The sequence below is a fragment of the Candidatus Pelagibacter sp. HIMB1587 genome (assembly GCF_052047775.1).
In the GTDB taxonomy this organism is placed as follows: Bacteria; Pseudomonadota; Alphaproteobacteria; order Pelagibacterales; family Pelagibacteraceae; genus Pelagibacter.
Window position 1 is genome coordinate 513143 of record NZ_JBNAJJ010000001.1, and the last position, 25925, is coordinate 539067.

Annotated in this window: 33 protein-coding genes; 14 read left to right on the top strand and 19 right to left on the bottom strand. The window is 30.6% G+C overall.

From position 1 onward, the window contains the following. The first annotated feature begins 28 nt into the window (after positions 1-28). Genes ACTTBE_RS02915 through ACTTBE_RS02925 form a run of 3 tightly spaced genes read left to right on the top strand, consistent with a single transcriptional unit; the run spans position 29 to position 2603 of the window. Positions 29-1057 carry a carbohydrate ABC transporter permease gene (locus tag ACTTBE_RS02915; protein WP_440677077.1) on the top strand — a complete coding sequence of 343 codons (1029 nt, stop codon included), beginning with the start codon at positions 29-31 and terminating at the stop codon, positions 1055-1057. A gap of 2 nt (positions 1058-1059) precedes the next feature. Beyond that, entirely contained in the window at positions 1060-1941 is an 882-nt protein-coding gene (locus tag ACTTBE_RS02920; RefSeq protein ID WP_440677078.1) for a carbohydrate ABC transporter permease, read from the top strand. Continuing rightward, positions 1938-2603, top strand: a complete 666-nt coding sequence (locus ACTTBE_RS02925; RefSeq protein ID WP_440677079.1) for an HAD-IA family hydrolase — start codon at positions 1938-1940, stop codon at positions 2601-2603. The genes ACTTBE_RS02920 and ACTTBE_RS02925 overlap by 4 nt, the downstream gene beginning before the upstream one ends. Here the strand turns inward: ACTTBE_RS02925 and ACTTBE_RS02930 are convergent. The 6 genes from ACTTBE_RS02930 to ACTTBE_RS02955 all read right to left on the bottom strand — a co-directional run bounded on the left by ACTTBE_RS02930 (position 2590) and on the right by ACTTBE_RS02955 (position 8059). Beyond that, entirely contained in the window at positions 2590-3345 is a 756-nt protein-coding gene (locus ACTTBE_RS02930; RefSeq protein WP_440614192.1) for an alpha/beta fold hydrolase, read from the bottom strand. The genes ACTTBE_RS02925 and ACTTBE_RS02930 overlap by 14 nt on opposite strands. Next, positions 3342-3959 carry a LysE/ArgO family amino acid transporter gene (locus tag ACTTBE_RS02935; RefSeq protein ID WP_440677080.1) on the bottom strand — a complete coding sequence of 206 codons (618 nt, stop codon included), beginning with the start codon at positions 3957-3959 and terminating at the stop codon, positions 3342-3344. Before ACTTBE_RS02935 ends, ACTTBE_RS02930 begins: the two co-directional genes overlap by 4 nt. A 9-nt stretch (positions 3960-3968) precedes the next feature. Next, positions 3969-5474: an ABC transporter permease gene (locus ACTTBE_RS02940; protein WP_440677081.1), complete on the bottom strand. Its 1506-nt coding sequence runs from the start codon at positions 5472-5474 to the stop codon at positions 3969-3971. Continuing rightward, positions 5464-6525, bottom strand: a complete 1062-nt coding sequence (locus ACTTBE_RS02945; RefSeq protein WP_440677082.1) for a quaternary amine ABC transporter ATP-binding protein — start codon at positions 6523-6525, stop codon at positions 5464-5466. Before ACTTBE_RS02945 ends, ACTTBE_RS02940 begins: the two co-directional genes overlap by 11 nt. A 68-nt stretch (positions 6526-6593) precedes the next feature. Beyond that, positions 6594-7556 (bottom strand): glycine betaine ABC transporter substrate-binding protein, encoded by a 963-nt coding sequence (locus ACTTBE_RS02950; protein WP_428079851.1) that lies wholly within the window; start codon positions 7554-7556, stop codon positions 6594-6596. A gap of 92 nt (positions 7557-7648) precedes the next feature. Continuing rightward, positions 7649-8059, bottom strand: coding sequence for a VOC family protein (locus tag ACTTBE_RS02955; protein WP_145595791.1), 411 nt, complete (start codon positions 8057-8059; stop codon positions 7649-7651). A gap of 73 nt (positions 8060-8132) precedes the next feature. Between ACTTBE_RS02955 and epsC the strand changes: the two genes are divergently transcribed. Together epsC and ACTTBE_RS02965 are read left to right on the top strand one after the other, a co-directional pair. Further along, positions 8133-8717: a serine O-acetyltransferase EpsC gene (gene epsC, locus ACTTBE_RS02960; protein ID WP_262590495.1), complete on the top strand. Its 585-nt coding sequence runs from the start codon at positions 8133-8135 to the stop codon at positions 8715-8717. Next, entirely contained in the window at positions 8710-9711 is a 1002-nt protein-coding gene (locus ACTTBE_RS02965) for a cysteine synthase A (protein WP_440677083.1), read from the top strand. The genes epsC and ACTTBE_RS02965 overlap by 8 nt, the downstream gene beginning before the upstream one ends. Here the strand turns inward: ACTTBE_RS02965 and ACTTBE_RS02970 are convergent. Next, complete coding sequence (locus tag ACTTBE_RS02970; RefSeq protein ID WP_440614185.1) at positions 9708-10124, bottom strand: hypothetical protein; 417 nt, start codon at positions 10122-10124, stop codon at positions 9708-9710. The two genes, ACTTBE_RS02965 and ACTTBE_RS02970, sit on opposite strands and share 4 nt — an antisense overlap. A gap of 163 nt (positions 10125-10287) precedes the next feature. Here ACTTBE_RS02970 and ACTTBE_RS02975 point away from each other — a divergent pair, with 163 nt between their 5' ends. From ACTTBE_RS02975 to ACTTBE_RS03010, 8 genes are all read left to right on the top strand, one after another. Then, positions 10288-10716, top strand: a complete 429-nt coding sequence (locus ACTTBE_RS02975; protein WP_440653953.1) for a hypothetical protein — start codon at positions 10288-10290, stop codon at positions 10714-10716. Positions 10717-10789: 73 nt separating this feature from the next. Next, complete coding sequence (locus ACTTBE_RS02980; protein ID WP_440677084.1) at positions 10790-11104, top strand: hypothetical protein; 315 nt, start codon at positions 10790-10792, stop codon at positions 11102-11104. A gap of 85 nt (positions 11105-11189) precedes the next feature. After that, positions 11190-11504, top strand: coding sequence for a hypothetical protein (locus tag ACTTBE_RS02985; RefSeq protein WP_440677085.1), 315 nt, complete (start codon positions 11190-11192; stop codon positions 11502-11504). Positions 11505-11518: 14 nt separating this feature from the next. Then, positions 11519-11809: a hypothetical protein gene (locus ACTTBE_RS02990; RefSeq protein WP_262590490.1), complete on the top strand. Its 291-nt coding sequence runs from the start codon at positions 11519-11521 to the stop codon at positions 11807-11809. Between the two features lie 26 nt (positions 11810-11835). Next, positions 11836-12159, top strand: a complete 324-nt coding sequence (locus ACTTBE_RS02995; protein ID WP_075505873.1) for a GYD domain-containing protein — start codon at positions 11836-11838, stop codon at positions 12157-12159. 13 nt (positions 12160-12172) lie between these two features. Next, positions 12173-12493 (top strand): nuclear transport factor 2 family protein, encoded by a 321-nt coding sequence (locus ACTTBE_RS03000; RefSeq protein ID WP_075505086.1) that lies wholly within the window; start codon positions 12173-12175, stop codon positions 12491-12493. 38 nt (positions 12494-12531) lie between these two features. Continuing rightward, positions 12532-12864, top strand: a complete 333-nt coding sequence (locus ACTTBE_RS03005) for a DMT family transporter (protein ID WP_440677086.1) — start codon at positions 12532-12534, stop codon at positions 12862-12864. Between the two features lies 1 nt (position 12865). Beyond that, positions 12866-13201, top strand: coding sequence for a DMT family transporter (locus ACTTBE_RS03010; RefSeq protein ID WP_440648086.1), 336 nt, complete (start codon positions 12866-12868; stop codon positions 13199-13201). Here ACTTBE_RS03010 and ACTTBE_RS03015 read toward each other — a convergent pair. The 3 genes from ACTTBE_RS03015 to ACTTBE_RS03025 are packed head-to-tail and all read right to left on the bottom strand — an operon-like array spanning position 13180 to position 14919. Continuing rightward, a complete protein-coding gene (locus ACTTBE_RS03015) occupies positions 13180-13551 on the bottom strand; it encodes a DUF952 domain-containing protein (protein WP_428079842.1) in 372 nt (123 codons plus the stop codon). The genes ACTTBE_RS03010 and ACTTBE_RS03015 overlap by 22 nt on opposite strands. Position 13552: 1 nt before the next feature. Continuing rightward, on the bottom strand, positions 13553-14116 hold the full coding sequence (locus ACTTBE_RS03020; RefSeq protein WP_440677087.1) for a DUF924 family protein: 564 nt from the start codon (positions 14114-14116) through the stop codon (positions 13553-13555). Continuing rightward, positions 14113-14919 (bottom strand): inositol monophosphatase family protein, encoded by an 807-nt coding sequence (locus ACTTBE_RS03025; protein WP_440677088.1) that lies wholly within the window; start codon positions 14917-14919, stop codon positions 14113-14115. The genes ACTTBE_RS03020 and ACTTBE_RS03025 overlap by 4 nt, the downstream gene beginning before the upstream one ends. A gap of 67 nt (positions 14920-14986) precedes the next feature. Here ACTTBE_RS03025 and ACTTBE_RS03030 point away from each other — a divergent pair, with 67 nt between their 5' ends. Beyond that, positions 14987-16090, top strand: coding sequence for a TauD/TfdA family dioxygenase (locus ACTTBE_RS03030; RefSeq protein WP_440677089.1), 1104 nt, complete (start codon positions 14987-14989; stop codon positions 16088-16090). Here the strand turns inward: ACTTBE_RS03030 and ACTTBE_RS03035 are convergent. The 9 genes from ACTTBE_RS03035 to ACTTBE_RS03075 are packed head-to-tail and all read right to left on the bottom strand — an operon-like array spanning position 16080 to position 25924. Beyond that, positions 16080-16667 carry an FMN-dependent NADH-azoreductase gene (locus tag ACTTBE_RS03035; protein WP_075505866.1) on the bottom strand — a complete coding sequence of 196 codons (588 nt, stop codon included), beginning with the start codon at positions 16665-16667 and terminating at the stop codon, positions 16080-16082. The genes ACTTBE_RS03030 and ACTTBE_RS03035 overlap by 11 nt on opposite strands. A gap of 8 nt (positions 16668-16675) precedes the next feature. Then, the gene (locus tag ACTTBE_RS03040; RefSeq protein ID WP_440656874.1) at positions 16676-17383 is read right to left on the bottom strand and encodes a cytochrome c biogenesis CcdA family protein; all 708 of its coding nucleotides are present in this window, start codon (positions 17381-17383) and stop codon (positions 16676-16678) included. Further along, a complete protein-coding gene (gene ppc / locus ACTTBE_RS03045) occupies positions 17384-20074 on the bottom strand; it encodes a phosphoenolpyruvate carboxylase (RefSeq protein WP_440677090.1) in 2691 nt (896 codons plus the stop codon). Then, positions 20049-20960, bottom strand: coding sequence for an SMP-30/gluconolactonase/LRE family protein (locus tag ACTTBE_RS03050; protein ID WP_440653942.1), 912 nt, complete (start codon positions 20958-20960; stop codon positions 20049-20051). Before ACTTBE_RS03050 ends, ppc begins: the two co-directional genes overlap by 26 nt. Continuing rightward, the gene (locus ACTTBE_RS03055) at positions 20953-22125 is read right to left on the bottom strand and encodes a mandelate racemase/muconate lactonizing enzyme family protein (RefSeq protein WP_440677091.1); all 1173 of its coding nucleotides are present in this window, start codon (positions 22123-22125) and stop codon (positions 20953-20955) included. The genes ACTTBE_RS03050 and ACTTBE_RS03055 overlap by 8 nt, the downstream gene beginning before the upstream one ends. A gap of 6 nt (positions 22126-22131) precedes the next feature. Next, positions 22132-22974 carry a fumarylacetoacetate hydrolase family protein gene (locus tag ACTTBE_RS03060; protein ID WP_440677092.1) on the bottom strand — a complete coding sequence of 281 codons (843 nt, stop codon included), beginning with the start codon at positions 22972-22974 and terminating at the stop codon, positions 22132-22134. Positions 22975-22995: 21 nt separating this feature from the next. Then, entirely contained in the window at positions 22996-23739 is a 744-nt protein-coding gene (locus ACTTBE_RS03065) for an SDR family oxidoreductase (RefSeq protein WP_440677093.1), read from the bottom strand. Continuing rightward, positions 23736-24605, bottom strand: coding sequence for an NAD(P)-dependent oxidoreductase (locus ACTTBE_RS03070; RefSeq protein ID WP_440614169.1), 870 nt, complete (start codon positions 24603-24605; stop codon positions 23736-23738). Before ACTTBE_RS03070 ends, ACTTBE_RS03065 begins: the two co-directional genes overlap by 4 nt. Next, positions 24602-25924, bottom strand: coding sequence for a TRAP transporter large permease (locus ACTTBE_RS03075; protein ID WP_440614168.1), 1323 nt, complete (start codon positions 25922-25924; stop codon positions 24602-24604). Before ACTTBE_RS03075 ends, ACTTBE_RS03070 begins: the two co-directional genes overlap by 4 nt. Position 25925: the final 1 nt, after the last annotated feature.

The window sequence follows — 25925 nt, forward strand, 5'->3', positions numbered from 1 at the left end:
CTTAATCCCCACTTAATAAAAATTTTCAATGCCTAATAAAACTTTTTTTTGGTTTTTTTTACCAACAGGATTAGCAATGATCCTTTTTATTGGGCTTCCTATCATTTCTACCGGAGTTCAATCTTTTTATGCTCAGCATGATCAAGTAGTTAAAGAAGTTAAAAAATGTGATCCATTTGGCTGTACTGTTTCAATTGTAGTCGACAATGAAGCAACTACTAAAATAAGAGAAGCAAAACCTCTTGGAAAATTTAATGGTTTTGGGACGTATATAGATAGAAACCATTTAGCAACAGAAGAAATAAAAAAATTTTGGAATGAAACAGAAACTTTTGGTAAATTTGTTGATCAAGTAACCAATCTACCCTTTTACAAAGCGCTAATATTCACATTAACTTATTGTATATTTGTGACCCCAAATGTTTTGTTATTAGGTTTTATTATTGCTTTGAGTTTAAACGCAATCTCAAGAAAAATTAGAGGTCCTTTAATCTTTGGTACTATTTTACCAATGATTGTAACTCCATTAGTTGGGTCTTTAGTATTATTTTGGATGATAGACTCTCAAGGGATAATCGGAGCTAATATTCAAAATTTAATGAATGATCCATATTTATCTTTGAAATCCTCTAAAACTCTAACATGGATAACAATTATAATTTATGGAATTTGGCATCACTCCCCTTTTGCATTTGTAGTTTTTTATGCCGCACTTCAAACTGTCCCACAGGAACCTATTGAAGCTGCAATTATTGATGGTGCTTCAAGATTTCAAAGAATTAAACATATTGTACTACCTCATATCTACCCGGTAGTAACATTTGTTGCATTAATATCATTGATGGACAATTTTAGAGTTTTTGAACCAATTATAGGTTTTAGTGCTGAAGGTAGTGCGCAATCTCTTTCATGGTTAATTTACGATAACTTAGTAAATGAAGAGGTTATTTTATTTGGTTCAGCTGCAGCAACATCAATGATGACAATCATAGGAATAGCTATTTTGCTTGCCCCTGTATTAGTTAGAACATGGAAAGAATTTAAAACTGCGAGATAAATATGGATTACGGTTTAGATAAAAAATCAAATACTTTAAAAACATTTAATACCATATTTATTATTTCTTGGTTATTAGTTGCATGTTTTCCATTTATTTGGACTTTTTGGGGATCATTTAAAGTAAGAGCAGACTTTTTTTCAAGATCAGATTGGTGGTATGCGGTTTCAGCTTTCAATACATTAATTGAAACTGGTGAAAAATTTACAACAAATGCTTATCATGAAGCTTGGTTTGAGGGTGAATTTTGGAAAGCATCAAAAAATACCATTATCGTTACTGTGTTTGTTGTTAGTATTTCATTATTTTTGGGAACTTTAGGAGCTTACGCTCTTTCAAGATCAACTGAGAAATATGCATTTTGGATTTTAATGACAGCTTTAATCTTTAGAGCTATGCCACATATAACTCTAGTCTCGGGTTATCTATTTCCATTTTTTGAATTACAAATATGGGGAATACTGCCAACAACTATTGTAGTTTTGGTTGCTATTAATCAACCATTTACTTTATGGTTACTCTATTCATTCTTTAAAACAATTCCAAAAGAGCTTGATGAAAGTGCGTTGATTGATGGATGTTCATATTTTCAAGCATTTAGACATATCATAATGCCAGTGATGTGGCCTGGAGTTATTACTGCTGGATTATTTAGTTTAATGCTTGCTTACAATGATTTCACTGTAACGGCTTTACTACTTAATCAAGAAAATCATACAATGGTTCCAAAGATACAAAGTTATTTAGGAACTAACCAACATGAGGGTAATCTAATGTGGGCAGTTTCAGCAGTAGTTTCTGCTACGGCACCATTATTTATGTTAGTCATGTTCTTCCAGAGACAAGTTATCAGTGGTTTAACTACTGGAGCTGTAAAAGGTTGAAGAAATATTACAAAGCTTTGTTATTCGGTTCTATTGGAACCCTTGTTGAAACATCAGAAATTCAGAGAAAATCCTTTAATGAAGCTTTTAAAAAAAAAGGATTGGATTGGTATTGGAATAAAAAAAAATATATCAAACTTCTAAACAAATCAGGTGGTAAAGATAGAATAACAGAATATGCAAGAACAAAAGGTATTAAAGTTAATGCTAAGCAATTAAGAGATTTAAAAACTAAACTATTCAATAATTACTTAAAGAAAAATCATTTAAAATTAAGACCAGGTGTTAAAAATATAATTAATCTTTGTAATAAAGAAAAAATTAAATTAGCTTTTGTAACCTCTACCTCAAAAAATAATATTAATTCTATTCTTTTCTCATTAAGAAAATCAATTAGTCAAAAAAACTTTGATTTTATTGGAAATTCAAAATTAGTTAAAAATTTAAAACCAAATCCAGACATATACCTTCTTGCATTAAAAAAACTTAAATTAAAACCTAAGGAATGTTTAGCTATTGAAGATTCTCAAGAAAGTTTGAATTCAGCAGTTAATGCAAAAATTAGATGCATAATTTGTCCAGGAAAGTTTCACTTAAATAAAAAGTTTAAGAACGCTTTTAAAAAATTATATAAATTAAATAAAAATATTATTTTGAAATAAAATCATTTACTAAATTATTAAATCTATCTGGTTCTTCTAAGTGAACATTGTGACTGCAATTTTCAAATATCTCTAATCGACTATTCTTAATATTTTTATTTAATGTATCGACTTGTTCAAAATTATAAGAGATATCTTTATCACCCCATATAATTAAGGTGTCATTTTTAATGTTTTTTAAATTATCAATACCTCTCCAATTTTTCATTGCAAGCAAGGCGTTATCAGCAGTTTCTAATGAAACATTTTTAACTGCATTAGCACATAAAAAATAATTTTTATCTTTATCCCCTTTTACAAACCATTTAGGTGGAACTCTTGAAAATGATACTTCGGCACCCTCTTTCTTAAGTTTCTCTCTTGTTTCGTCCATAGTTTCAAATCTACCGGGGATATCTCCAATAGATCCTGTTGCAAAACAGATTAATTTATTAACTCTATCACCAATTAATTTTGTTATTTCTTGAACAATCATTCCACCCATTGAATGTCCAATTAAATTAAATTTTTCGATTTTTTTTTCATCTAGTATTTCAATGATTTTTTTTGCCATCTCATTAATAGAATTTAATGATTGTGCACTATGACTTTCACCAAAACCAGGAAGTGCTGGTGCAATAACTCTAAAATTTTTTGAAAAGTAATCTTTTTGAAAGCACCACATCTCTGAGGAACCTAAATATCCATGTACTAAAACAAATGGAAAACCTTCACCTTTATCATCTACAAAAATATTACTCATGAAAGCTTAATTATCATTTCCTTTAAAATAAACAAAACTAAAAAACTCATAAAAACTATGATGAATATATTTATTACCTGCCATATTTTTTTGTCATTAGCATACTTAGAAAGGTAATTTGATAAATATCCTAGAATAAAAAAAAATAAAAAAGAAGCTAAAGATGCGCCTATCGCAAATGAAAATTTTTGATTTAATAAGTAGTTCTTAGAGAAATTTCCAAGAATAAAAACCGTATCAGAGTAAACATGTGGATTTAAATATGTGAACCCCAATGTTTTTAAGAAAATATTTAACCTTGATACTGCACTAACATTACTTTGAAAATTAACTTCTTTGTAATGAGTTTTAATTTTTGAATAGATAAAATGAATTAAAAAAACCACTAAAAGAAGGTTAAAAATAAATTCTACAATTGGGTTAAAATATTGATTAAAGAAATGAAATAAAAAAATTCCAAAAAAAATTAATATTAAATCAGAAACTGAGCAAATAAAACAAACTAGAAATACATGCTGTTTTTTTAAACCTTGTTCAATTACAAAAATATTTTGAGCACCAATTGCTAAAATTAAACTTAGGCCAGTAAAAAAACCTAACAGTGCATATTCCATTGATTTTTCTTAAACTCGTTTTCTACCCTGAACAACTCTATCAAGAATAAGAGCTACAAATAATATGGCAACACCAGCTAAAATACCTTGTCCTACGTTTGCGTATTGAAGTGCTTCTAATACATCTTGACCTAAACCTTTGGCACCAATTAATGATGCTACAACTACCATTGCTAGACTTAACATTACTGTTTGATTAACACCTGCTAATATAGATGGAGTTGCTAATGGTAAATCTACTTTTCTAAGCAAATACCATTTAGATGCACCATAAGCGATTGCAGCTTCTCTAATTGTTTCAGGCACTCCTCTTAAACCTAAAACTGTCAATCTAACTACAGGTGTTCCACCAAATATCATTGTAATAATAACTGCAGCAACCTTTCCTGTTCCAAAAAATGCTATGACAGGAATCATGAATACGAAAGCAGGCATTGTTTGCATAAAATCCATAATTGGTCTGATCATTGAATAAAATCTTTGTCGCCTTGCACAAAAAATTCCAAGAGGAATACCAATTACAATACTTAATACTGCTGCTGTTCCTAAAAGAGCTAATGTTGTCATAGCTTTAACCCAGAAACCTAAAAATCCCATGTAACATAAAAATCCTGCTGAATATATTGCAGCTCTAGGTCCTGCTGCTAATCCTGTTAAGGTTACAATGGTTGTTATAATTACTATCCAAGGAGTTTTAACAAATAATAACTCTAAGAAATCTAGTACTGATCTAATACCTATAGTGATTGCCGTAAATAAAGCATCTCCTTTTAATACTGCGTAATCAAAGATCGTTTCTACCCATTTTATAGATGTTAACCTGATATCTGGATGAGTTGGGAAATCATCCATTAATGTGATGACACCAGGAAAACTATAATGCACAACAGAAAAAAACATAATAACTAAAGCAAACATTGTGCTCGATACAAAGTTCTTAATCTGCATTCCAGGTCTTAGAGTTTTGTCTGATAACCATTCTGAATATCTTTTTTCTAATATCGAGTTAGCTAGTATTCCTTGAACAATTTTAATTGCTATTAATAATCCAATACCAAAAATTGTAATCCAAATAGCTGATGCTTCAATTCTTGCTACTTCATCTATGTAGCCTTGCATTGCATCTTCTAGTGATTTGATATTTCTTTTATAAACCTCTACTTTGTCTGGATTGTTTGTTATGGCTGCTTCTAACTGTTTATTTCTAAAAGCTATAGTTGACTCAACTTGTTTAATTTTTTCTACAGCTTCTTTAGTAATGTTACCAAATAAACCTCTAATAATTTGAACAACAGAGAAAGTCTCAATAATTAAAAAAGCCAAAGCCCAATTCCAAATATTTCTCATTCCAAACCAAATTGGTCCTAGAATTCCAGCATACAAGTTAAATGAAAATGAAAAAGAAGGTTTACTTCCAATTTTTTGAAACTCTTTAATATAATATTCAGGATTAGATTTTACAAAATCTGTAATTAATTCTGATCTGGTTGGATTATGTATCTGTTTATTCTCCATCTCCACCCTCTATAACTGCTTTTAAAAGATCTGATTGTGTTAACACACCAACATTATTTTGATTATTATCTTTAACTACCAATGGTCCTTCACTAGATTTTGATAACTCAATGAGCTTGCTTAATAATTCATTTTCTCCAACACTTTTGGTGTTTTCATTTAATTTTCCATTAGCACTCTCGTAACTCTCAATGGATTGCATGATTGTTTTTGCTTGAACAACTTTAAGTCTTGAAATTCCTTTTACAAAGTCAGCAACATATTCATCTGCAGGACTTACAACTATTTCTTCGGGTGTACCTATTTGGATTACTTTTCCATCTCTCATAATTGCAATTCTGTGTCCTACTCTTACTGCTTCATCTAAATCATGAGTAATAAATACTGTGGTTTTTTTCATTTGTTTAGAAAGTTTAATGAACTCAGCTTGAAGCTGTCTTCTAATCAGTGGATCTAATGCACTAAAAGGTTCGTCCATTAACAGAAATTCAGGATCAGCTGCTAGTGCTCTTGCAAGACCTACCCTTTGTTGCATTCCTCCAGATAGTTCGTGAGCAAACTTATTACCCCAACCTTGCAGCTCTACAATTTCTAAAATTTTATTTGCAGCATCTAATCTATCATTTTTACTCACGCCTCTTATTTCAAGTGGCATTGCAATGTTATCAACAACAGATCTATGAGGCATAAGTGCAAAGTTTTGGAAAACCATCCCTATTTTTTTATTTCTTAATTCTTGAAGGTTTTCTCTATCTAAGGCCATTACATCCTGACCATTAATTAAAATTTTTCCTGATGTTGGTTCTAAAAGTCTATTAATATGCCTAACTAATGTAGATTTTCCGCTTCCAGAAAGTCCCATTACACAGAATATTTCACCTTGCTTAACATCAAATGAAACATCTGAAACTCCAATAACTGAGTTGTAATTTTCTAAGGCTGCTGTTTTTGAAATTTTTTTATTTTGGATTGCATCTAATGCTTCTTTAGAAGTATTTCCAAATACTTTCCAAACATTTTGAATTTGTATTGCTGAACTCGATGAATCCATTTTTGTCTTTTATTATAGGAAAATATACTCGGCAATCTTAAATTGCCGAGTATAGATTTTGATTTAGATTATAGTCCTAACCAACCGTCTACAGTTGATTTATTTGCTTCCATCCAAGCTCTTGCAACATCAGCTGGATCTTTTTTCTCAACTGAAACTGAATAAGCCATCGCAGAAACATCATCAGCTGTTAATTGAAAATTCTTAAAGAATTCTACAATTGCTGGTGATTGACTCTCTAAAGAAGTAGCCCAACCGATTTGGATTTGCTTAAGAGCATCTTTTGATGCAACATAAGATTTCTTGTACCAGTCAGCATCTGCTTTAGGTTGAATCATTTTATATTTTGCAGGATCATATTTTGGTTCTGTTAACATAACTACGTCAGCCATTCCCCAAATTGCATGAGGTTTGTAACAATAGAATGCATAACCTTCACCTTTTTTAATTGAGTCTAGTACTCTTGCATTTTTAACTGCTTCAGCAGCTCTAACTGCTTCGATACCAGCATCATATAAACCATAGTCTCTTAATTTAACTTGGTTAACATTTGCAGAAGCCCAACCATCAGCACCAATCCAAAACTCACCTTTACCATTTCCATCGCTGTCCATTGCTTTAACAACTTCTGGTCTAGCTAAGTCTTCAATAGCTGTAATGTTCATTTTTTTAGCAAACTGCTGTGAAACACAATAACCTTGGTTTCCTTCATATGGTTTGCTGCTTAATTTTAAAGTTCCTTTTGGAACTAAATCATTAGTGTAAGCTTCTTGGTTTGGTAACCAGATATCAGGGTGAACATCGATTTCACCTTTTCCTCTGTCAATTGCTGCATAAATTGCAGTATTGTTTCCAGGAACTAGTTCTGCTTCACCACCCATTTTATCTATAACTACTGCAGCAAGTAAATTTGCAATTGCAGTTGCACCTGTCCAACCTGGATCTCCAATTTTAACTTTTTCTGCATTAGCAGAGAAAATTGATAAAATTGAAATTAATCCAGCTACAAGTGTAGATTTGATTATTTTCATTATCTCTCCTTAATTATTTATAAATAAAGTCTAACGCGAATTGAGAGAAGGTGTCAAAGAAAATAAGTGTATAAAAATTATATGTATTTTGACTATTCTGGGTTAGATGTAAGAGTTTTAATCTCTAGTATATTTTCGTTAGGGTCTTTTACGAAGAATGTTTCTTGTTCATACTTAGTGCCTTTAAATCTTAAGTATGGTTCGTCATAATATTTAGTGCCACTATCTTTTAATCTTTGTTTAAGTGCATCAAAATCTTTTCTAGATAAGTGTACACCAAAATGGGGTACCGACACATTTCCCATGTCCACATCATGTCTTTCATTATCTAATTTATGATCACTTTTATGAAGTGTTAATTCATTACCCCAAAAGTCAACATCGGCCCATTCTTGTGCGGAATTATCTAGTCTGCATCCTAAAGTCTCGCTATAAAATTTTTTTGCGACCTCTAGATCACCACAAGGTATAGCTAAATGAAAACAATTAGTGTTTTTATACATAATTAATCTTTAATAACTCAATATAATGACTATATAAGCCACTTATTAAAATTTCAAGTGAGCATAAAATACAATGAATGATTATTTACAATCGATAATTGATAGAGATCCTGCGGCAAAATCAAAGCTTAGTTTAATTTTAACCTATCCAGGTGTCAAAGCAGTATTCTTTCATCGTATAGCTAATTTTTTTAGTACTGCTAAATTTTATCTCGTTGCAAGAATCATTTCTCAATTTTCAAGATTCTTAACTGGAATTGAAATTCATCCTAATGCAAAAATTGGAAAAAATTTATTTATTGATCATGGTATGGGAGTAGTGATTGGTGAAACCTCAGACATTGGTGATAATGTTACTATCTACCATATGGTTACATTAGGTGGAATTGCACCAAGTATAAATTCAAATGATCAAAGAAACATGAAGAGACATCCAACAATTAAAGATGAGGTAGTCATTGGATCAGGAGCACAAGTGTTAGGTCCGGTAACTGTTGGACGATGTGCAAAAATTGGAGCGAATGCTGTTATTACAAAAGATGTTCCTGAGAATGCAGTTATGGTTGGAATTCCTGCTAAAAATGTTGGAATAGCTGATAGTGAATTTAAACCTTACGGAATTACCCCTGATAGTGATAAAAAATCAGAAAATGAATAATACGCAAAACGATTTTATTTCTGGGATTGGAAATACTCCTCTCATTAAACTTAGAGCTGCATCAGAGATTACTGGTTGTAATATTTATGGTAAGGCAGAATTTTTAAATCCAGGTGGATCTGTAAAAGATAGAGCTGCACTTGCGCTAATTAAAGACGCACAGGAAAAAAAATTAATCTCCAAAGGAGGAATTGTTGTTGAAGGTACAGCTGGTAACACTGGAATTGGTTTGGGTCTTTTAGGAAATTCTTTAGGTTACAAAACTATTATTGTAATGAACAACAATCAAACTCAGGAAAAAAAAGATTTACTTAGAAACCTTGGAGCTGAGTTAAGATTAGTTGAACCTAAGCCTTATAAAGATGACAATAACTTTGTAAAGGTTGCTGCAAGACTTGCAGATGAATTAAGACCCTCAAACAACAATGGAGTTATTTGGGCTAACCAATTTGATAATACTGCAAATGCAAAAGGTCATTATGAGGGAACAGGTCAAGAGATCTGGGAACAGACTGAGGGTAAAGTAGATGGTTTTGTGTGTTCATCTGGAACTGGGGGCACCATTTCGGGTGTAAGTAATGCATTAAAAGAAAAAAATAAAGATATCAAAATTTACCTTTCAGACCCAAAAGGTTCTGCTCTTTATAATTATATAAAGAATGGAGAGTTAAAATCTGAAGGAGGATCTATAACAGAGGGAATTGGTTCAAGTAGAGTTACAGCAAACTTTGGTGAGGCTAAAATTGATGACGCCTACTCAATTGATGATCATGAAGCTCTACCTATTCTTTATGATTTAATTCAAAACGAAGGCTTAAGTTTAGGAACTAGTTGTGGAATAAATATTGCTGGCGCTATTAGATTGGGAAAAGAATTAGGACCTGGTAAAACTATTGTTACTATCCTTTGTGATAGAAGCGATAAATATGCAACTAAAATGTTCAATAAAAAATTCTTAGAAGAAAAAGGTCTACCAATACCTAGTTGGTTTTAGATATAAATCTTATCTGCTAATCCGTAACAAAGTATTGCACTTAACAAAGTTAGAATACCTGGTGCAATAATTCCTTCATTAGATGTTTGTGGTGTGTGACCGAGCTTATTGATTTTAATATTATATATACCAACAATAAAAGCTGAAAGGTTTTGTAAAAACACTAAATTAAAAAATGCCCATGTTCCTTGAAGACCATCAGGTCTAATAAAGCCAACCCATATAGCCATTGCTACTGCTCCGATAAACAACGAGCCAAAAAATCTCGTCATTCCTGCACCAGTATCATCAATACCGAACTTATCTAAAAATTTCTTTGTAGCGAAAACGGTTTGATATGCATAAACAGCAAAAACAATAAAATGTACTAAAAATACAATTAAATAAAAAATTCCATTAAATTTTTCGATCATATTAAAACCCTATCAAATTTTATCATCAGATAAAACAACATAATCAGCAATTTTTGTGCTCCTTAATTGCATAACTGACGCGCGTTATAAACACGAGAGACTTTGTCAAGAATATGTAACAGTCTTCGATTACTTATAATTAATAATTAAAAAGAAAGATAAAATGAAAAAAATAATAATAATTTTGATGCTTAGTTTATTTACTACAATTGCTAACGCTGACGGCCATGCAAAAGCGAATGCGTTTGCTATTACTTTGAAAGTTCCAGCTAGTGATGTTGCTAAAGTTGAAGAAATGTTGAAAACGCACCATAAATGGATGAAAGAAACTCATCCAATGACTGGTGAAAAAAAATTAAATTCATATTCAGTTATCAAAGGACCTGAATGGAATAATCCTGCAGATCCTTCACAAGGTATGACTGGAAATATGTATTTTATTTTAACTGAGTATTATGAAAATCCTGCTGGTTTTCAAAATCACCAAGAGCTTGGAAGCAAATGGCCAATGATACAAGAATTTCAACAAATGCTATTTAGTTATGTTGTGGGATATACTTTTCCCGGAACAACAGTTGTTACAATAAAATAAATAGAAGAAAATTATGAAAAAAATAATATTAACATTAATTAGTATTCTATTCTTGACTTCTTCGTATGCGGGTATGAGTGAAGATGACAAAAAGAAAACAATTGAGTGTGCAGGAATTTATTATGCAAATAGTATGATTCCACAAGCAGAACTTGAATTGGAAAAAATTACACATTCTTTTGCCGCTAAGAAATTTTTAAGCTCTTACTTGGTTAAAGATGGTGTAAATGAAGACAATCTTAATAAAGAATTAATTAAGGTTGTTGATGAACGTTATGGAAAACCATACGACGAAAATACCACAATGGAATGTTATAGTTTTGTTTATAAATTAATCCCTAATTCAAAAGAGGAAATAGATAAATTAGTAAAATCAGGGATTTACTAAACAAAAAATTTAGAAACGAAAATATATGAAAAAAATAATAGTGATTTTATTCAGTGTTTTATTTCTGACCTCTGCATATGCGGATATGTCTAATAGTGATAAAAATAGAGCTTGGGAATGCAGTGGTATTTATATGGCTAACTATTTCTTGCCACTTGGTGAAACATTTGAATATAGTATGAAAGAAAAATCTATGGCATCAGTTAAAGTTTTAAAAGCTTATGCATTAGAAGTTGGAGTTCCTGAAAAGCAATGGGACGAAGGAGTAAACAAAGCTGTTGATAAGTTTTATGGATCTAAATTTGACAAGGATAAAACTAATGCCTGTCATGACTTTGTAAACTCAACAGTACCTAATGGAGAAGATAGAGTTAAGAAAGTAGTTCAAACTCTATATTAGAAAGGAATAAAAATATGATAGTAAAAATAGAAGGACCAATAGAAACTTTTGCTAAATGGAAAGCAATGGTTCACAATAATTCAGAGAAGGTAAAAAAATATGGAATGACCTTTTTATATGCTGGAACTGAAAAGAGTGATGATACTAAATTCATAACTATTGTAAAATTTGACACGATGGAAGGTATGCAAGGTTTCAAAAATGATGAGGAATTGCATAAAGAAAGAGCAGCAGCTGGTGTTGATTTAGAAAAAAATGTAACAACTCCCATGAGTGATGACTTTCTTGAACAGTATAAAGGTTAAATTGAACTATTAGGAAAGGAGAAAATATGTCTAAATTTTATATTATTGGAAAGATTAGTCGTGATCTTGCTTTGAGAATGCAGAGCGATCCAAATGCAGACAGAGGAGCAGCGATCAAAGCTATTTGTGATACTGTTGGAGTAAAGTTTCATAGTTATGAGTGGGTTCGAGGAAGATTTGATGTAATCAATGTTATTGAAGGAGATTACGAAAGTGTTCTTGGAATGAAAGTTGCAATTATGAATGCAGGTTTAATGGAAGATATTATGATTCATGAAGTATTTGATTATAATAAAACTTTCAACAAAGCTGCAGATGCTGGAAAAAACTTTAAAAAACCAGGTGAATAAAAGAAAGGAATAAATGTCTATCTTAGAAAAATATAGTGCTGCACTAAAAAATAAAGACGAAGCAGCTATGAATGAGCTTTTGCATGATGATTTTAAATTTACAATGCATAAATCAGGAAATGTTTTAACTAAAGGTGATGTTATCAAATGGGCAATGAGTGGTGACATCAATCAAGATAAAGTTAGAATTGTTTACGAGAATGATGAAGTTGGAATTCATCATGCTTTTGTTACATTTAACGATGGAAATGTTGAGGCTGTAATGGCAGTTTATAAATACGACAATGGAAAAATTGTTAGTTTAGAAACTGGTGCTACTCCAATGCCTAAATAATTATATATATTTAGTGGGATTTCATTTAATATTATTAAATGAGTCTGGCTACTTCATACTTGTTCCTAGGAATTGCTGTATTCCTAGGAGTTACTTCAAATAGTTTTGCTAAGAGCGCTGAGGGATTTACACTAATCTTCCCTAGTATAATTACCGCAATTACAATTGTTTTGTGCATGTATGCACTTTCCTTGGTGATGAAGAATATACCAATGGGCATCACTTACGCTTCATTTGCAGGATTAACAATTATTGCAACAGTTATAGTAGGTGTAATTAAATATAATCAAGTTCCAAATCTTTACTCCATGATCGGACTAGCATTTATAATTATTGGAGTTTTAATGGTTAATTTGTTAGGTAGTAAATAATATGAAGCCTCTTATAGGATATTTATTTTTAGCTAATGGTATAATTTTTGGAATAGCTTCAAACAGTTTTGCCAAAATTTCTGAAGGTTTTACAAAGCTAACTCCTTCAATTTTATGTATCCTTTTTATGTGTATTACGATGTTTTCAATTGCAAAAGCTATGCATGCAATACCTGTTGGATTTGCTTATTCAATTTATAGTGGTTTGACAGTAACAGGAGTTGTTCTTTTTGCTGTATTAAAATTTAATCAAGTTCCTAATATTTATGGGATAATTGGAATTGCTTTGATTATTATTGGCGTTGTAATGGTTAATTACTTGGGTCGATTAAATTGATATTTTTTTAAAATGTCTGGAAGTTGATAGCTTCCATCTTCATTTAAAGATAGTTCATATTCATTAACAACAGTGCTTGTATCTAATGGAGAATATAAATGTGGGTACATATCACCATTTGATGCTTGTTCCCAAAGTAAGTGTTCAAGTTTAAAAGCATTTACTCTCAATAAAACTAGGTTTTCTTTATTTGGGAAATGTTTTTTTAAGGTTTCCTCGACCTGATCCTCCTCTGAGAAATGAATATATCCATCTTTAATATCTTTTTCAGATCCACCATAAGTTCCAGATTGCTTAGCTTTTTGCCATTCTTCTTTATCTATGACTTTAAAAATAAATTCTAAATTCATTTTACCAGGAAGAGTTTGGTCCTTTTAAAAATTCCAGTTCTTCTTCGGTAGACTCTCTTCCTAAAATTTCATTTCTATGTGGGTATCTATGAAACTGTCTAATTACTTTGGTGTGGTCTTGCCAAAATTTTTTAATCTTATTGTATCCTTCATGTTCTCTTAAATATTTATTTAATAAGTAATAAGCCATTTCATGATCACTAATTTCTTCACTATGAATCAAAGGTAAAAGCATAAAAAATCTTTGATCAACATTCATAGCTTCTAAATATCCAGAATACACTGCATCATTTACTATCAATCTAGTTTTTTGATCTTGAGCAAATGCTTTTTTATCATTCCTAAACATATTTCTTGAAAATTGATCAAACAAAATTACCAAAGCTAAACAGCTCATGGGATTATCCTGCCAATCATCATATTCATTTTGACAAGCAAGCTCATAATCATTTAAAAATTTTTCTTTTATCTTTTGATCAAATTTATCATCCTTCTTAAATCTCATTTCAAAAGGAGTTTCTTTAAACCAGAAATCTAAAATTGATTGCGCTCGTTCTGGTATCATTCAGCTAAAGGTTTTAATAATTTTAATATTTGTTTATGATTTGCTTTATTATTTGAGACAATAATATTTCCTCCTACCACAGGATTTCTATTCCCCCACGTAGTTACTATGGCTCCACTTGCTCTCACTATTGGCATTATTGGATGAATGTCCCAAATTTTGTTTGCACACTGTGCAACCATTTCCAATCTACCTTCAGCTAGTTGACAATATGTTAAAGCATCAAAACATGGAAATTGCATTCGTTTAATAAATTTTTGAATTTTGGATTGTTGTTTTAAGGTTAATTGATTATGAAAAGCAGCAGCTAACTTTGAATTTGCAAAATTTAATTTAGAATTAACTTTTAGTTTTCTTTTTTTATTATTTTCAAAAACGTATGCGGTGTTTTTGTTTACATTTAAGTAATATTTTCTCATTTTAGGGAAATTTGCTAATCCTAAAATTGGCTCCCCGTTATAATTTAATGAAATCAAATTACTCCAACTAGGATTTCCAACAACATACGATCTAGTTCCATCAATTGGGTCTATTACCCATGAAAATTCACTTTTAGTATTTTTGTGACCGTATTCCTCACCTATAATTTGATGATCTGGAAATCTTTTAGAAATTTTGGATCTTATAAACTTTTCAAAAGCTTTGTCAGATGTAGTTACTGGATCATAACCTTTGCCTTTCATTTTATTGGTTATCTTGAATGGCTTATCTAACTTAGCATAATAAAATTTTGTTAGATCTTTTGCTAGCTGGTTTAAAAAACTTGAAAATACTGGATATTTTTTTGTATCAAAATTATTCACAAAGAACTCTTACTATTTAATTTATATTGATTAAAGTTAAATTTTAAATAATGCTCAAGTATTATTTATGAAAATTGAGCTTCACGAAAATAAAGTTTACTTCAATAATGGTACTGAAAAAAAAGAAATACATCCTTTTTGGTTAAGAGAAAGAGTCGATGGTGAGGAATTTGTTGATAAAGGAACTCAACAAAGACTTTTTGACCCAACTAGTTTGAGTTATGATATAATCATTAATAAAGCCTCTATTCATGAGGAATTTTTAGAAGTTAACTTTAATGATGGAATTAGTTCTAAGCTTAATCTCAACAAAATTGCTTTAGAATTCTCAAAAGAGGATACAGTTATAAAATCTATAGAAAAAACTAAATGGGATTCCAGTTTAAACAATATCAAAAATTTTGAATACCAAGATAATTTTTATGAAAGTAAAGAAATGCATGACTTACTCGTTTCTTTCTATAAGTTTGGATTTGTTGTAATTAAAAATATACCAACAACTAAAAATTATATTGTTGAGTTTGCAAACTCAATAGGCAGTGTTAGACGAACAAACTTTGGAGAATATTTTGATGTTAAATCAAAACCTGACCCTAATGATCTTGCATATACTTCTTTAGCTCTTGCACCACACACAGATAATCCATATCGAAACCCTGTTCCATGTATCCAACTTTTACATTGTATCGAGAGTAAAGTTTCAGGAGGATATTCTACATTGGTTGATGGATATACTGTTACTGAAGATTTAAAGAATAGTTATCCTGATTATTATAAAATCTTAACAGAAGTAAAAGTAAGATTTAAGTTTATTGATAAAGAAGTAATTTTAGAATCTTTATGTCCTTTAATTGAATTAGATGAGTATAAAAATTTTAAACAAGTAAGATTTAGTCCAAGATTAGATTTTGTTCCAATCTTAGATAAAGAAGAATTAGATTTATACTATCAAGCAAGAAAAAAACTGTCTGAAATGTACAATTCAGATAAATATAGAATAGAATTTAAACTTGCTCCAAGAGATTTAATGATGATGGATAATCATAGGTTACTTCATGGACGGACAGTTTATGATGCTAATGAAGGTGAAAGATTTCTACAAGGTTGCTATATAGACTACGATAGTACCGAAGGAAAATTAAGACACTTAAAAAGAAAGTTTAATCTATAGAAATATTTTCTATTTGAGCTTCAGCATCTCTAATAGATTTTTCATAATCTAAGGCCATTTGATCAGCGCTTATAACTTCAACTTTTTCAATTCCAAAAAAGTTTAAAATAAATTTTAACCAAGGCGTTAAAAAATCCTCAGAGCTATTTAGTTTTGTTCCACCAGAAGTAATTACAAGATATGCTTTTTTGTTTTTTAATAACCCTTCTCTTCTACCATTGGGTTTAAATTTAAAGGTTTCCCCTATTCTTGCAGCTAAATCTGACCAAGCTTTAAGAGTTGCGGGTGGTCCGTAATTATATATTGGAGCTGAAATTATAATAATATCACTCTCTTTTAATTCTTTTACTAGCTTGTCGGAAAGTTCAAACATTTTCTTATGTTCTTCAGTTTGATCCTTCTCATCAATTTTCATTCCAGATTCTGTTAAACCACTTACAAAAAGCATTTCATCATCTAAATCTCTATAAATTACTTCATCCTCTGGTTTTTTGATTTTTTCCAAAAGTTTTTTTGCTAATGCTCTTGATGTTGAGCCTTTTTTTCTAGCGCTTGAATCTATTTGATAAATTTTCATTAATTACTTTAACCAAAGTTTTGCATAAAAGGAAAGATCTCAATTAAATAAAACCCAATTGCTTGCAATTTATTTGTAATAATTAATATTCCAGTTACTAAAAGAATTGCACCCCCCACTTTTGAGATAATATTTATATACTGACGCATATTTTTTGAAAAAATTAAAAACTTTTGAATTAAATATCCTGATAAAACAAAAGGTATAGCCAAACCTAAAGAGTAAAAGCTTAATAAAATTATTGCTCTTGATAAAGTATCTTCAATTGAAGCTAAAGCTAAAATTGATCCTAATATTGGACCGATACAAGGTGTCCATCCAAATCCAAAAGCAGCACCAATTATCACAGGAAAGAAAAAACTATCAATTTTTTTAAAATCAAATCTTCTATCAATATTTAAAAATCCAAAATTAAAAACACCTAATAATTGTAGTGAAAAAAATATAACAATCAGTCCTGCAATTAATCTTAACGATTGAGAATTCTCTAACAATACTTGTCCCAAAAAAGATGCTGAAGCTCCAAAAATTATAAATACTAATGAAAAACCAAAACAAAATTTAATCAAAGGAATAATATTAAAATTTTGTTTCTCTGTTATTTCTTTGAGAGATTGGCCTGATACAAAAGATATATATCCAGGTATCAAAGGTAAAACACAAGGAGATAAAAAACTTATTAACCCTGCCCCAAAAGCAATTAAATATTCAATCATCTATCCAGTGTTTTTCATTGCTGCAGAAATTCCTGCAATAGATGTCATTAAAGCATCGTCTAAATATTTCTTATCTAAATTTTTATATTTTTTATTTGTTAATTTATTCATTATATTTGCCTGAAGAATGTTTAGCATCTCAGTGTAGTTGTTTCTGATAAATAATGCTTTTCTAAACTCTTTTCTCTCTTTTATAACTTCTTTTGGAGTAATTTTATTGTGCAATTTGACCAATGCATCAAATTGAAACCTTAATCTTTTTCCAATTCTTATCAAAGATTTGTCAGCTAAATTATTTTCATAAATCACTGATATTTCAGGATCAACCTTTGAAATCACCATGTCCAAAATATCCATTGTTGATACAAAATAAGGCCAGTTCCTCTCCATGTCTGTCATAGTTTTTTTAAATTTTTTTATTGATCCATATCTCAAAGCCTCAGTTGTACCAAGCCATGCAGGTAGCATTAATCTAATTTGTGTCCATGCAAATACCCAGGGAATTGCCCTTAAACTTTGAATATTATCAACATTTTTTCTCTTGGTGGGTCTTGAACCAATTGCAAGTTTTCCAAGAGATTTATGTGGAGTAACAGTTTTAAAATATCTAATAAAATCTTCACTTTGATTTAAATACTTTCTGTAAGCAGATGTAGAAATCTCAGACATTTTTTGAATAAGCTCTCGCCAATTTGGTTTTGATCTAGGAGGTGGATTTAGAGTTGCCTCCATTACTGCACCGATATAACTACATAGGTTGTATTCAGCTAAAGGTTTATATCCATATTTTTGTTGTATCACCTCTCCTTGATCAGTAATTCTAATTTTTCCATTTACTGTTCCAGATGGTTGAGATTTAAGAGTTGCCTGAATTGGTCCTCCTCCTCTTCCTGGAGATCCTCCTCTTCCATGGAAAAATACAAGATCTATTTTATATTTTTTAGCTAAATTTCTAAGTTCTTCTTGAAGTTTATATTGGTGCCAACTTGCAGATAGTTTTCCCGCATCTTTACTAGAGTCTGAATATCCAATCATTACTTCTTGTTGTGAGTTGATCATTTTTCTGTACCAAGGAAGTTTAAATAAATTTTGCATAACACCATTGGCATTCTTTAAATCATCTAAAGTTTCAAAAAGTGGTACTACTCTTAACAAATTCTTTGTTTCGGCCTGTAATTGCAATAAATAAACAGATAAAATATCAGATGCTTTTGAAGTCATTGAAATTACATAAGCACCCATACATTGCTCTGGCTCTTTAGATATTTGTTTAAATGTTTTCCAAACTTCTAAATTCTCTTTGTCCCTTAAATTAATTTTATTAACAAAAGATTTTTTTTGTTTTATTGATTTATTAAGTAATTCAATTTTCTTTTCTTCAGGTAATTGTGAATAATTAATTTTATTTTTCTTTTTAAATATTTCATTTAAAAGTTTTTCATGTCTATCAGACTCCTGTCTGATATCTAATCTTGCTAAATTTATTCCAAAACATCTAACTCTTCTTATCAAATCCAACAAATCTGCATTTGCAATGTGTTGACCTTTGTTCATGTTTAAGGAAGTTCTAACTTCTCTTAATGGATTTATGATTTCGTACTTATCTTTTAGTAATTTATTTTCATCTAATGGCTTATTATAATTTATATGTGCTTCAATTAACTGATGTGTTCTTCTTACTTTGTCTCTTAAAGGTCTTAAATAAACTCTGTAAGGTTCAAAACTATTTCCAGTAACTTTTTTGATTTTATTAGAACATTCTTCCATTGATAAATCTTGAATTAATTTTGTAAGTTCTCTTTCGTATAACTTTGCAGCTTGCCATCTTGAAAATAAAATCACTTTTTTTGTTACTTCAGATGTAACATTTGGATTTCCATCTCTATCACCACCCATCCATGAACCAAATTGAATAGGATTAAAATTTCTAGGAAGATCTTTATTTAGATTTTTCCTAAAAATATCATTCAATCTTTTGTAAACTCTTGGAATTGTATCCCATAAACTATCTTCTATTACAGCCAAGCCCCATCTAGCTTCATCAAGTGGTGATGGTTTGGTTCTTTTTAATTCATCAGTTTTCCAAATAATGGATATCTCCGAATATAATTTTCGATCTATTTCAATAATCTTTGCGGGGTATTTTTTATAAAGATGACGTTGTTCCATCAAGGTAGTTAAATTTGCGTATTTTTGAATTAGTGTTCTTCTCTTAACTTCTGTTGGATGTGCTGTGAGAACTATTCCAATATCAAGTTTTGTTGCCTGATCATAAATTTTTTTGTCAGAGATTTTTCTATTTTTAAATAGATTATTAATAATATCCTCAATAAATAGATTTTGTTTTTTGTTCTTAAAATATGGATTATCGTACTCATTAAGTTTTCTAGATGCATCTAACGACTCAGCTAAATTCATTAAATTTAGAATATGTGAAAAAGCTCTAGTGACCTTAAAAGTAATTTCAGGTGAAAGCTTTCTTATGTCTTTTGAAATTTTGGAAAATACCTTACTTTTATTTTTATCAAATAAGGTGTTTTTAGATAATAATCTTAATCGCTCAACAATATTGAAGAATTTTGTGCCTTCTTGATCTTTGATTACTCTTCCAAGAAAAGTTCCTAATAATCTTATATCTTCTCTTAAAAGCTTAGTAGGTATTCGTTCATAGTAAAGATCTCTCTGCTTCATTACTTAAAATAAATTTTTTTTGTAAAACTCCTTTTGTGTTTGTTTTTACACCAAAAAAGAATCCTGAATATCTAAATTTTCGCAAATCAGCTTTGTCCATTCCTTTTGTAGCTGTTGAAACGTACAGTTCTTGATTATTCTTACCACCAAACGCACAATTAGTAATATTTTTGGCTGGAAACTTAATTCTGTGAATTAATTTTGCTCTACTATTAAATACTGAGACACATGCCCCACGAAAATGGGCAACCCATAAATTTTTATTTTTATCTACGGTCATTCCATCTGGAACTCCTTCTTCAGGAGTTAACTTTTTAAATATTTTTTTACTAATTATTTTATTATTTTTATTTATCTTAATTTTATAGATAATTTTTTTAGGACTATCATTGTGGTAAAAATTATATTGATCGATAAATGCTGGGCCATTTGTAATTCTATAGTTTTTATCAACTCTAGTTAATTTTAAATTTTTATCTAATTTATACAAAGATCCTTTTTCAATTTTTCTCTCTAAGTTATCCATAGTTCCGAACCAAAGATTTCCAGCAGGATCAGTTTTACCGTCGTTTATTCTATTCAATTTTAATTTAGGTTCTATAGGTATCGATTTTAAAACTTTTTTTGATTTTAAATTTTGAATTCTTAATTCACCTTGTAATCCTAAAATAAATATATGATCTCTTACATGAGCAATGAAACCTATCTCTTTATTAACTTTAAATATTTTCTTTTTTTTATTTTTAATATTTAAAGAACAAATTTTCTTTTTCTTTATATCAACAAAATAAATTGAGTTGTGTTCTTTAACCCAAAGTGTTCCCTCACCTAAAGTACATCTTATTTTCCAAATTGGTTTAGGTTCTGTAGTTTTAATTTTATTCATTTACTTCAAACTCCTTAATAAATTCCTCATTTGGGTTTATACCAATACCTACATTGTCTGTCACTGATGCAAACCCATTATTGTTTTTAACTTGATCTAAAATTGAAAAATTTTCTTTTGGTAGATCTGTAATAAAGATATTTTTCTCTGTTGTATCAAATTCTAGCATAGATTTTGTTGGGAATAATCCCCCTGGCATATCTGGTTGTGCGGTCAATAAATGAAGATTTACCGCTATACTTACAGCAGATCCCCAAACATGATTAATTACAGGAACAAAGTTAGCCTGCGCCAAGGCTGCAACTTTCAAATATTCTGTAATACCTCCTAATCCACATACTTCAGGTTGAGCTATATCAATACAATTATTGTTAATTAATTTATTCCAACCATACTTTGTAAATTCTGCCTCACCTCCAGCTACACTAGTTGATATATTTTTTTTCAATTCTCTATAACCGTTGTAATCTTCAGGAGCGACAGGTTCTTCAAACCAATAAACATCTAGTTCATCAAGTCCTTTTCCAACATAAAGAGCATCTTTCAGATTATAAGCATGGTTAGCATCCACCATTAATTTAAAATCTTCGCCTATAGAATTTCTAACTGCTTGAACTAACTTTAAATCTTCTTTTGGACCTAATCCAACCTTCATTTTCATAGCTTTAAAGTTTTTTGATTTAATCTGTTTAGCTTCTTCTTCAAACAATGGAATTAGCTCATCAACTGATTTTTTTTGCAACATCATTCCATATCCATACACAGGAACTTCATTATTACATTTTCCACCAACAAGTTGGTAAAGAGGAGAGTTTGTTTTTTTTCCTAAGATATCCCAAAGAGCTATGTCAACTCCTGACAAAGCTTGTATTGGCATTCCTTTTTGACCACTATCTCTTAAAAGATTGTAAACTTTTTGCCAGATATGTTCTTTATTCAAAGGGTTTTCACCTATTATTAAAGGCTGAATTACCTTTTCAACAATGAACTTATTAGCTAAAGCAATATTACCTGGACCAAAACATTCGCCCCATCCAGTAATACCTTCATCAGTTTGTACTTCGACTAAATGAGCTGTTCTGTGTTTATAATATTGTTGTGAATAACCTAATTCTTTCTCTAACTCATATTTAAGTACATGACTTTTAATAGAAGTTATTTTCACAAAAGATTATAAAGCAACTACTTTAGAGTTTTGCTCTCCTAAATTTTCAATTGATAATCTCATTGTATCACCAGCTTTCAAGAATTGTTGTGGTTTCATTCCCATACCAACTCCTGGAGGTGTACCAGTTGTAATTATATCACCTGGCTGTAATGACATAAATTTACTTAAATAAGATACAATAACGTTAACATTAAAGATCATAGTATTAGTATTTCCAGTCTGCATTCTTTGACCATTAACATCTAAACTCATTTTTAAATTATTAATGTCAGCAATTTCATCTTTAGTTACTAAATAAGGTCCGATTGGTCCATATGTGTCATGAGATTTTCCTTTTACCCATTGACCCATTTTTTCTATTTGCCATTCTCTTTCACTAATATCGTTTACTAAACAATATCCTAAGATGTGATCTTGTGATTGAGCTTCTGAAATATGTTTTGTATGTTTTCCAATTACAATTCCTAATTCTACTTCCCAGTCTAATTTTTTTGAACCAGACACAATTTCGATATCATCGTTAGGACCATTGATACAACTTGTTGCTTTCATAAAAGTAATTGGCTCAGATGGAACTTCTGCTCCTGTTTCAGCAGCGTGATCTGAAAAATTTAAACCTATTGCAATAAATTTTCCTGGTTTTGTAATACATGAACCAATTCTTTCACTTGAAGATATTTCTGGAAGAGATGACAAATCAGCGCTTTGTAATTTTGAAATAGTTTCAAAATTTAAATGATCAGGATTTAAATCTGAAAAATGTGAACTTATATCTCTAATTTTACCATCTTTGTCTAAAGCTGCTGGTTTTTCTTGTCCTTTTTGGCCTACTCTTAATAATTTCATAATTGTCCTTTTGTTATTAAATTATATTGAAATTCCACCATCAACATGAATTGTACTTCCTGTTGTAAATGTTGCATCATCACTTGCTAGATAAACTGCAACTGCAGCAATCTCTTCTGCGGTACCTAATCTTCCCATAGGTTGTCTTGCTATAAAATCTTTTTTAGCCTGAACAGGATCTGGACTTTGATTTACCCTATCTTGCCAAGAAGGTGAATAAACTGTTCCAGGAGCAATTGAATTACATCTGATATTTTGTTTTACAAAATCTGCTGCAATTGCTTTGGTTAAACCGATAACAGCACCTTTAGTTGTCCCATAAACAAATCTATTTGGAAAACCTTTAAAGCTAGATGCACATGAAGATATATTAATAATACTTCCACCATTTTGTTTGACCATTAAAGGTAAAATAGCTTTACACATAAAATACATCGACTTGACGTTTACATTAGAAGAAAAATCCCAATCTTTTTCTTCACATTCCAATATTGTTCCATGGTGAACAAATCCAACCGCATTAAACAATACATCTACTCTATCAAGAGTTTTAGTAAATTCTAAGATAGCGTTGTTATCAGTTGAGTCTAATTTGGTAACTTTAATATCTGGATATTCTTTATTTAACTCTGCTAATGTTTTATCGTTTAAATCTGTAGCTGTTACATGAGCTCCTTCTTTATGAAATGCAATTGCTGTTGCTTTTCCAATTCCTTGTCCTGCTGCTGTTACAACAATTTGTTTCCCATTAAGTCTTCCGCTCATTTTTTATTTATCCTTTCAATCTCGTTATAAAGTGAACTGTGATCAGTGTTACCATGACCATTATCAACTAAAGTCTTATACATTTCTTTAACTAAATTTGAAATAGGTAAATGAGTATTATAAGAATTTGCACATTCTAAGATGTTATTCATATCTTTCAAATGAGTATAGGTCTTACCCTTAGGACTAAAATCTTTATCAATCATTCTTTTTCCATGTGTTTGAAGTATTTTGCTATCTGCCCATCCACCTGAAAGAGCTTTGATTAATTTATTTGGGTCTGCTCCAGCCTTTTCACATAATGTTATGGCTTCTGCAACAGCTCCTATTGTAACTCCAACAACAATTTGATTTGCTAGTTTTGATACTTGTCCACTTCCAATAGGTCCAACCAATGTTGGGTTTCCCATTGCTTTTAAAATTTTTTCAGATTTATCAAAAATACTTTGTTCACCGCCAACCATGATAGCTAGTGAAGCTTCTTCTGCTCCGATTGTTCCTCCTGAAACTGGTGCATCTAAATAATTTACATTTTTTGATTTTAAATTAGTTCCGTGTTTTGTTGCTGTCGTGGGTTTTACAGAGCTCATATCTATAACTGTTGATCCTGATTTTAAGTTGTCTAAAAAATCTGAACTAGAAGTTATTGCATCTACAGCACTATCATCAGTTAACATGGTAATGACAAAATCACTATCTTTAACTACATCACTTATTGTTTTTGAAATTTCTGCACCAAACTCTTTTAGTGGTTCTGCTTTTTCTATTGATCGATTGAAAGCTTTTAATTTAAATCCAGATTTTAATATATTTTTAGCCATTGGTAGGCCCATTAGGCCTGTTCCAATAAATCCAATTGTTATCATGGTTTTGGTTTAAACTCGTGGAAATTTTGTGTCATTATTTCTGGGAAGAACATAACACATGCTAATACAATTAACTGAATAACTATAAATGGAGCAAAACCTCTAAAGATATCTGTTAAAGATATATGTGGAGGAGCAACTGATTTTAAATAGAAAGCAGCGGGTCCAAATGGTGGGCTTAAAAATGAAACCTGCATATTTACACAGAATAATATTCCAAACCAAATCGGATCAAAACCAAGTGCAAGTACTATAGGTAAAAATACTGGCATTGCTAACAATACAATTCCAACCCAATCCATAAATGCTCCCATGATTAAAAACATAATCTGCATCATAAAAATTAAATACATTGGTTTTAAATCATAAGCTAAAATTGTTTCTGCAACGTATTTTGGGCCACCAGCAAGAGAATAAGCTCCCGCTAAAACTGTTGCACCAAATGTAATTGTCAAAATAGTTCCAGATGCTTTGAAAGTTCTTGTTAATGCATCCTTAAATAAAAACCATGTCAGTTCTTTTCTTGCAAAAATAATAATTAAAGTAGCAACAACACCCATTCCTGCTGCCTCAGTAATACCAGTCATTCCAGAATAAATTGAACCTAATACAATAATTACAATTCCAATTGGTGGAAGTAGACCTGGAAGGTAAGACATTTTTTCTTTTAAAGTTAAAGCCGGCTCATCACTTAATGGAGCTAAATGGGGCTGTAATCTTGTTCTAATAAGAATGTATGTAATAATTAAACCCGAGATCATTAAACCTGGAACAATTGCTTCTTGGAATAACATCGTAATAGAAGTCTCTGTTGTTAATCCATAAATAATTAAAACAATTGATGGAGGTATCATTGTGCCTAAAGATCCAGATGCACAAATAATTCCAATAGACATGTCTTGATCATATTTAAGTCTTAACATTTGAGGCAATGCAATTAACCCTAATAGAACTATTTCTCCTCCAATAATTCCACTCATTGCAGCCATGATGGTTGCCATGATTGCAGTAACTACACCTACTCCACCTCTAGTTTTTCTTAACCACGCGTTTAATGCATCATAAAGATCTCGTGCAATATTCGAGCGTTCGAGCAAGGAGGCCATAAAGATAAACAAAGGTACTGATAAAAATGAATAAGTAACAACCAGTGAGTAATACCTTGAAAGCAATATTCCTAATGCATGCTCACCTATGTATAAAAATACTAGTACTGCACCCATGAAACCTGATGCAAATCCCATCGGAACACCAATAGATATAAGTGCTAATAATCCAACTATTAATATTATCGAGAGTGTTCCTATTTCAAATTCCATC

Bases quoted from the DNA above. Each gene is read 5' to 3' on its own strand.
- ACTTBE_RS02915 (WP_440677077.1), top strand. From the start codon at position 29: ATGCCTAATAAAACTTTTTTTTGGTTTTTTTTACCAACAGGATTAGCA.
- ACTTBE_RS02920 (WP_440677078.1), top strand. From the start codon at position 1,060: ATGGATTACGGTTTAGATAAAAAATCAAATACTTTAAAAACATTTAAT.
- ACTTBE_RS02930 (WP_440614192.1), bottom strand. From the start codon at position 3,345: ATGAGTAATATTTTTGTAGATGATAAAGGTGAAGGTTTTCCATTTGTT.
- ACTTBE_RS02935 (WP_440677080.1), bottom strand. From the start codon at position 3,959: ATGGAATATGCACTGTTAGGTTTTTTTACTGGCCTAAGTTTAATTTTA.
- ACTTBE_RS02940 (WP_440677081.1), bottom strand. From the start codon at position 5,474: ATGGAGAATAAACAGATACATAATCCAACCAGATCAGAATTAATTACA.
- ACTTBE_RS02945 (WP_440677082.1), bottom strand. From the start codon at position 6,525: ATGGATTCATCGAGTTCAGCAATACAAATTCAAAATGTTTGGAAAGTA.
- ACTTBE_RS02950 (WP_428079851.1), bottom strand. From the start codon at position 7,556: ATGAAAATAATCAAATCTACACTTGTAGCTGGATTAATTTCAATTTTA.
- ACTTBE_RS02955 (WP_145595791.1), bottom strand. From the start codon at position 8,059: ATGTATAAAAACACTAATTGTTTTCATTTAGCTATACCTTGTGGTGAT.
- epsC (WP_262590495.1), top strand. From the start codon at position 8,133: ATGAATGATTATTTACAATCGATAATTGATAGAGATCCTGCGGCAAAA.
- ACTTBE_RS02965 (WP_440677083.1), top strand. From the start codon at position 8,710: ATGAATAATACGCAAAACGATTTTATTTCTGGGATTGGAAATACTCCT.
- ACTTBE_RS02970 (WP_440614185.1), bottom strand. From the start codon at position 10,124: ATGATCGAAAAATTTAATGGAATTTTTTATTTAATTGTATTTTTAGTA.
- ACTTBE_RS02975 (WP_440653953.1), top strand. From the start codon at position 10,288: ATGAAAAAAATAATAATAATTTTGATGCTTAGTTTATTTACTACAATT.
- ACTTBE_RS02980 (WP_440677084.1), top strand. From the start codon at position 10,790: ATGAGTGAAGATGACAAAAAGAAAACAATTGAGTGTGCAGGAATTTAT.
- ACTTBE_RS02985 (WP_440677085.1), top strand. From the start codon at position 11,190: ATGTCTAATAGTGATAAAAATAGAGCTTGGGAATGCAGTGGTATTTAT.
- ACTTBE_RS02990 (WP_262590490.1), top strand. From the start codon at position 11,519: ATGATAGTAAAAATAGAAGGACCAATAGAAACTTTTGCTAAATGGAAA.
- ACTTBE_RS02995 (WP_075505873.1), top strand. From the start codon at position 11,836: ATGTCTAAATTTTATATTATTGGAAAGATTAGTCGTGATCTTGCTTTG.
- ACTTBE_RS03000 (WP_075505086.1), top strand. From the start codon at position 12,173: ATGTCTATCTTAGAAAAATATAGTGCTGCACTAAAAAATAAAGACGAA.
- ACTTBE_RS03005 (WP_440677086.1), top strand. From the start codon at position 12,532: ATGAGTCTGGCTACTTCATACTTGTTCCTAGGAATTGCTGTATTCCTA.
- ACTTBE_RS03010 (WP_440648086.1), top strand. From the start codon at position 12,866: ATGAAGCCTCTTATAGGATATTTATTTTTAGCTAATGGTATAATTTTT.
- ACTTBE_RS03015 (WP_428079842.1), bottom strand. From the start codon at position 13,551: ATGAATTTAGAATTTATTTTTAAAGTCATAGATAAAGAAGAATGGCAA.
- ACTTBE_RS03020 (WP_440677087.1), bottom strand. From the start codon at position 14,116: ATGATACCAGAACGAGCGCAATCAATTTTAGATTTCTGGTTTAAAGAA.
- ACTTBE_RS03030 (WP_440677089.1), top strand. From the start codon at position 14,987: ATGAAAATTGAGCTTCACGAAAATAAAGTTTACTTCAATAATGGTACT.
- ACTTBE_RS03035 (WP_075505866.1), bottom strand. From the start codon at position 16,667: ATGAAAATTTATCAAATAGATTCAAGCGCTAGAAAAAAAGGCTCAACA.
- ACTTBE_RS03040 (WP_440656874.1), bottom strand. From the start codon at position 17,383: ATGATTGAATATTTAATTGCTTTTGGGGCAGGGTTAATAAGTTTTTTA.
- ppc (WP_440677090.1), bottom strand. From the start codon at position 20,074: ATGAAGCAGAGAGATCTTTACTATGAACGAATACCTACTAAGCTTTTA.
- ACTTBE_RS03050 (WP_440653942.1), bottom strand. From the start codon at position 20,960: ATGAATAAAATTAAAACTACAGAACCTAAACCAATTTGGAAAATAAGA.
- ACTTBE_RS03060 (WP_440677092.1), bottom strand. From the start codon at position 22,974: ATGAAATTATTAAGAGTAGGCCAAAAAGGACAAGAAAAACCAGCAGCT.
- ACTTBE_RS03065 (WP_440677093.1), bottom strand. From the start codon at position 23,739: ATGAGCGGAAGACTTAATGGGAAACAAATTGTTGTAACAGCAGCAGGA.
- ACTTBE_RS03070 (WP_440614169.1), bottom strand. From the start codon at position 24,605: ATGATAACAATTGGATTTATTGGAACAGGCCTAATGGGCCTACCAATG.
- ACTTBE_RS03075 (WP_440614168.1), bottom strand. From the start codon at position 25,924: ATGGAATTTGAAATAGGAACACTCTCGATAATATTAATAGTTGGATTA.